The following is a 5,649-nucleotide window of genomic DNA, read 5'->3' on the forward strand; positions in this document are numbered from 1 at the left end:
AACTCGTCCACGACTGAGAACCCGATGAGACTTAACTCTCGTAGGGTTCTTTTGCGTATTGCGTGAACAATTTCCACACCGCTCAACGTTGCACTAGCGGTTCGAATGCTTTGAAAGCTTGCTGAGCGGACACGATGACGTTTAATGAATCGGTGGTCCTGTTCAATCAAATTATTTCGATATTTGGAACATTGGTGGGCTGATTTGCTCAAATAGTCTTGCTTTATCAGGTGCTTCACTGCTTTCAGTGTTGCCCGATATTGATCAGTGACTAATCGATCAGGCCGACCATTGGTCGTCAAGAGACGCTTCAAAAAGTGATAGGATGCGGTATAATCGCGGTGTTTTCGTAGCTCAAAATCCATGGTCAAACCGTTACTGTCAATAGCGCGATACAAATAGGCCCAACGGCCTTTAACTCGAATATAGGTCTCATCGATTCGCCAACTTTTAGCGTGAGCTGTTTGATGCCGACGCCATAGAGCCTTAAAGATGGGGCCATAGTGATGAACCCAACGCATGACCGTGGTGTGATGAACAGTGATACCCCGATCCCGAAGCAATTCAACGATGTCACGATAGCTGAGACTGAATCTGAAATAGTAGCCAACGGCTACTAAGATGATGTCCTTTTGAAAGTGGCGTCCCTTAAAGTGATTCATGCGCGCAATCCCTCGTTTCTTGGCACCCAGTATACTAAAATCAAGTCAGCGAGGAAAATTTGCACCAGAACCGTGGCTTTAATCACACGGGAAAACAGGTGTAAACAGTTTGCCATTTCGGTATATCGTGAGGTAGCTGATACCATTTAGAGTCAATACGAAACTCTAAAAGGCCATCAAAGATGCCGAGTAAATTAACTTTTCAAGGACATAATTTCTTACGAAATGGTTCTAGATCAATGTGAATTAATTCAAACTGAGAACGGATGATGAGACAAAAATCATTCATTTTTTAATAGACTTGATCTAAAAGCTAAGTTATTTTCCAAGATATCAAACAACTTCTTAACCCAAGAATCTTCCACACATAGGACAATAATGAATCCAAATAGATTCAGCTTTTTCCTGCAAACCGGGATCAGTATAAACGTCCAGTACCGGATAATCACGCATTAAGTTCAGCTGCCAATGGGTATCATCTAAATTAAAAAGATCCGATTTAGTGTCTCCCCTTACTACATTATGGCAATACACACAACTGTTGTTATACATGCTTCCTTGCTTTTTGATTTTAAACTCCTCCATTTTGCATATTATAAGAAGATTACTTCTACTTGATATATAGATGCTTTCCTTGCGAGGGTAAGTCAGACAAGGAAGCATTTCTAACTTGAGATACTTAAGCTTGTCTCAATAGATGTAGATAGCGGCTCCCCAATCGGATATTAACAGCTCAACTAGTCAAACCAGATATATAAATGTGACACAAGCTGGAATATATATCATTATCTAGATAATTCAAATTAAGCTAATAAAATCAATAAAGAAAATTTTAAATAACATTATTTTATAAACCCCTTTAGGATTTTCCCGATTTGATATTCTACGTATGTTCGTTTAGTTGCGTCAGTTAAAATTACTAAACTGTCACCTTCATGAATCAAGGAATCACCGTGTGGAATCACTTCCTGTTCGCCACGCCGGATTCCGATTAGTAATGCTTCTTTAGGCCATGGCATATCGCGGACCATTTTGCCATTCAAGGGACTGCCGAAGAAAACCGGTATTTCCAGTCGGTCGGGTCGATGAAGCTGTTGAACTGTTTTCGGCATTGTCATTTGCTCGAGTAACGCTTCATAGATCGGCGCACCGCCAAGCAAATCAACCACGAGATAAGCAGTTAACGATAGGACCGCTAACGGCATCAAATGCGTCAAATTACCAACCATCTCCGTTACCAATAGAATCGCAGTAAACGGTGCTTTCCCAATGCCAGCAAAGTAACCGGCCATTGAAAAAATGATTAAGTTCATGATATAAACGTGCGGCAATAAGCCGAGTTGATTCATGAAGACGCCATAAATGGCACCAATCACGGCACCCAAAGAAAGAATCGGCAGAAAAATGACACCTGGTAATCCAGAACCATATGAAATCATTGAAAAAACGAAACGTACAACAAAAATTGCGATCAATACAAGCAAAGATGGCACATACTGGCCAAAACCGACAATCAAACCATTGCCACCACCAAGTAAGTTTGGTGCAAAATAGCCAACCAGAATCACCAGCAGAAACGGTACAATGCCTTGTAATGGCCGCGGTAAATGTGTCAAGTTGCGATACCACCGCGGCATCACCAACAAGATTCGCTGGTATAAGTACCCAAACAAGCCCAAAAGAATGCCTAGCAAAATTAAATGCCAATAACTCGATACAGGTAAACTACGCGAATAGCTTAAATGCAGCACCGGAACAAGTCCGAAAACATTCAGTGAAACAAAATCCGATCCAATTGCCCCAGCCAATGCCGTTAACCAAACAAGCGGTGAGAAATTATGGTAAACCTCTTCTAAGACAAACAAGGTCCCAGCAATGGGTGCATTAAATGCTGCCGCCAAGCCAGCAGCAGAACCGGATGCAATTAACAATCTCCGATCAGTTCCTGATAGCTTGAATCTAGCAGCTAAACCTTGCCCGACTGAAGCGCCTAACTGAATCGACGGTCCTTCCCGTCCGAGAAACAACCCAGGCCCCAGCGCCAGAACACCGCCGACAAATTTTCGCCAGAGGATCGACCACCAGTGCATCTCCAATTCACCAGCCAACTGGCCTTCAACTTGCGGAATCCCAGAGCCAGAAATATAGGGCTCTTTCTTGAGAAGCCACGCCACGATCAACGCCAAACCAAGATTGACACCGATCAACAACGCCCATTGCCACCAGACAAACGGTGCTATTCGCAAGTGCCCATATACCAGCCGACTATAGCGCAGCCCTACCTCAATACAATAGCGAAACGCGCTGACAACAGTGCCGCTCATTAAACCAACAAGTAGTCCGAGTAGCACAGATCGTAGGCGAGTAAGGTTAAATTTTTCTTTTACAAACTGTGTCAGATATCTCATCTCCCAGTATACCTTCTACTTAATATAGAACTGAGATTGTAAAATCTAAGTTACTAAACATAAGATGTTCCAAACTCCGGTCTTTTTTAGAAACTGTCTAGTATCCCTTAAGATGGTTTTAAATAAGCAAATTAGTTGGATACCATTATTACACTCCTATATTTAGGATCAAAAATTCCTAAAACATTAAGAAAACATATTTGTTTCCAACGAAAGAAGTAGTAAGCCCTACCTAGATTGCATAATTAAAGTTACCACCCAGAAAATGTGAAAAAAGACCTGTCCGTTCTTGCTAAAATGGTGTTTGCATAACATACCATCTAGAGAGAAGGACAGGTCCCATGGCCATTATAACCTTAATTGAACGATCTCAGATAGAACTGATGCAACACCACACGATTCAATACATCGCCGCGACCTTAGGCCGCTCTCGTATTTCTATTAGGCATGAGCTTCACCGTTGCCCTGAAGGTGATTACTGCGCCATTATAGCTCAGGATCATGCCGATACTTGTCGGCATCGTTGTGGTCGGCACTCGATTTTAACGCCTAAGTTGAAGCGGATGGTAACTGAGAAGCTAAACCTAGGTTGGTCCCCTGAAATGGTCGGTTATGCCGTTCACTGTGCGCCACACACGATTTACCACTGGATTTATCAAAGACAAGTCGATTTTCAGCCAAGCCAACTCTTTGATCACGGTAAACGTCATAAAAGAAGACAAGACCTTCGGTCGCGCTATAACCAAGCAGTAGGCACCTCAATTGAGATTCGCAGTGAGTCAGCTAATCGGCGAACCGAAAAAGGACATTTAGAGATGGATACAGTTCGCGGTGGTCGCGGGTCAAAGGCTGCTGTTTTGACCATTGTCGATCGGGTGACACGTTTAATGGCGACAACTAAGCTTGAAAACTTATCACAAAATGCTGTTCTTAAGGGATTTGCAAGACTGATGGTGGACTTTCCGGGTCCGGTTCGATCAGTGACGGTTGATCACGGTAAAGAGTTTTCCTGCGATCAGGCGCTTACAAAGCGCTATCGGATACCGGTTTACTTTTGCCACGCCTATCACCCGAATGAACGGGGCACAAATGAACGGTTCAATCGAGAACTTCGCTACTATTTCCCGAAGGGAACACAGTTTGATCAGGTTTCAGAGACCGATATTCAACAAGCCACAGCGCTTATCAATAACAAACCTAGAAAATGTCTCCGTTGGCAAACCCCAGTTCAAGCAGTGAGCAAGCCTCTTTCTAGGTGGTAACTTTATTATTGCAATCTAGGTAATTTTCATGATGTTAATCCTCCTCGGGTGCAGCGACAGCTTTTGCGCGCATCTTGCTTAACTTTGCCGGATTGAGCGTTAGTGCTGCAATGAAGGCAACCCCAGCTGTAAAGACTAAGAACAAAAATGCTGTAGCGTACGAGCCTCCGGAAATTTGAACCAAAATACCGATGATGATGGGGGCAAGAAAACCGGATAGTTGGCCGCCGAAGTTAACGATGCCAACACTGGAGCCATAAGCTTTTTTACTGACAAGTTCCGCAAATAGTGCAAAAGTACCAGCAAAAGCAATGGATTTGCAGAAATAGGTTAAGATTTCAAAGATGATGACTGCCGGCAATGCAGTAGATTTGTACATCCCGAACATCAATCCTGTTGCCAGCAAGCTTGCAACGCCAATAAACAATTTCTCTTTACCTTTGAAAAACCGGGCCATGATGTATCCCGAAATCAATGAGCCGGCACCTGCAGCTAGGGACGGTAGGGGTACGAGCCAAGAAATACCGGCTAAATTAATATGACGTGCTGCTAATAAGTAAGTCGGCATCCAGGAATCAAGCCCCTTTGTGACAGAGCTGAGGCCAAAGACGATCAGGAAGAATTGCCATAATACACCATTGGTTAAAACGGTTTTCCATGGGACGCGTTTTTGTGTCGCGTGGCCTGATGCTTTTAACCTCGCTTGCTTTCTTGGACGCAGAATGATGGCATAAACAACGATGAAGACGATACCGAGTAAGCCCATTAGGTGGAAAGCAGTACGCCAGCCAGCATATGCAATGACCGGGGCGATCACAACAGGCGCAATCGCTGCACCAACATAATTCGATGAAATTGTGGCTGAAGTGGCAGAGGCTCTTTTGTTGTAGGGCATGGTTTCGCTAATCTGTTTAAGACTGGCAGAAGGATAGGTACCTTCGCCTATGCCAAAAAGTATCCGAATGATAATCAGGGAAGCTAATGACCATGCAAAGCCAGTTAGGATGGTGAAGAGGGACCACATGGTGATTGCAACGATAATGGTGCGATAAGTGCCGAATTTATCAGTCAACCAACCTCCTGGAATCTGCATGAATGCATATGAGAAGAAGAAGGCACTAGCGACAACGCCGAGGGTTGCTGTACTTAAGTGAAGATCTTGACCAATGTAAGATAGCGCAATACTGATAGCGGAACGGTCGATGAAACAAATAATATAGCCGATATAGACCATGATGAAGGTAATGGTTCCACGATGCGTCTTTACTGCTGATTGCGTATATTCCATTCAGTTTCCTCTTTTCTCGTAAGTGGTAA

4 protein-coding genes are annotated in these 5,649 nt (G+C 43.6%); 1 reads left to right on the plus strand and 3 read right to left on the minus strand.

Translation table 11 applies throughout. The annotated features are described in order from the left end of the window. Together ACWP87_RS13585 and ACWP87_RS13590 are read right to left on the minus strand one after the other, a co-directional pair. Positions 1-662: IS6 family transposase (locus ACWP87_RS13585; RefSeq protein WP_048653593.1), on the minus strand; the 662-nt coding region annotated here is incomplete at its 3' end. Positions 663-1,504: 842 nt separating this feature from the next. After that, entirely contained in the window at positions 1,505-3,061 is a 1,557-nt protein-coding gene (locus ACWP87_RS13590; protein WP_029944056.1) for a ClC family H(+)/Cl(-) exchange transporter, read from the minus strand. A gap of 350 nt (positions 3,062-3,411) precedes the next feature. On the opposite strand from ACWP87_RS13590, the gene ACWP87_RS13595 reads away from it, so the two are divergent. Then, positions 3,412-4,332: an IS30 family transposase gene (locus ACWP87_RS13595; RefSeq protein WP_003574021.1), complete on the plus strand. Its 921-nt coding sequence runs from the start codon at positions 3,412-3,414 to the stop codon at positions 4,330-4,332. A 34-nt stretch (positions 4,333-4,366) separates the two neighbouring features. Here ACWP87_RS13595 and ACWP87_RS13600 read toward each other — a convergent pair whose 3' ends face one another. After that, positions 4,367-5,620 (minus strand): MFS transporter, encoded by a 1,254-nt coding sequence (locus ACWP87_RS13600; protein ID WP_014569101.1) that lies wholly within the window; start codon positions 5,618-5,620, stop codon positions 4,367-4,369. Positions 5,621-5,649: the final 29 nt, after the last annotated feature.

The sequence above is a fragment of the Lacticaseibacillus sp. 22 genome (assembly GCF_055413445.1).

Excerpts from the sequence above, each read along its gene's own strand:
- ACWP87_RS13595 (WP_003574021.1), top strand. The coding sequence starts at position 3,412 with ATGGCCATTATAACCTTAATTGAACGATCTCAGATAGAACTGATGCAA.
- ACWP87_RS13600 (WP_014569101.1), bottom strand. The coding sequence starts at position 5,620 with ATGGAATATACGCAATCAGCAGTAAAGACGCATCGTGGAACCATTACC.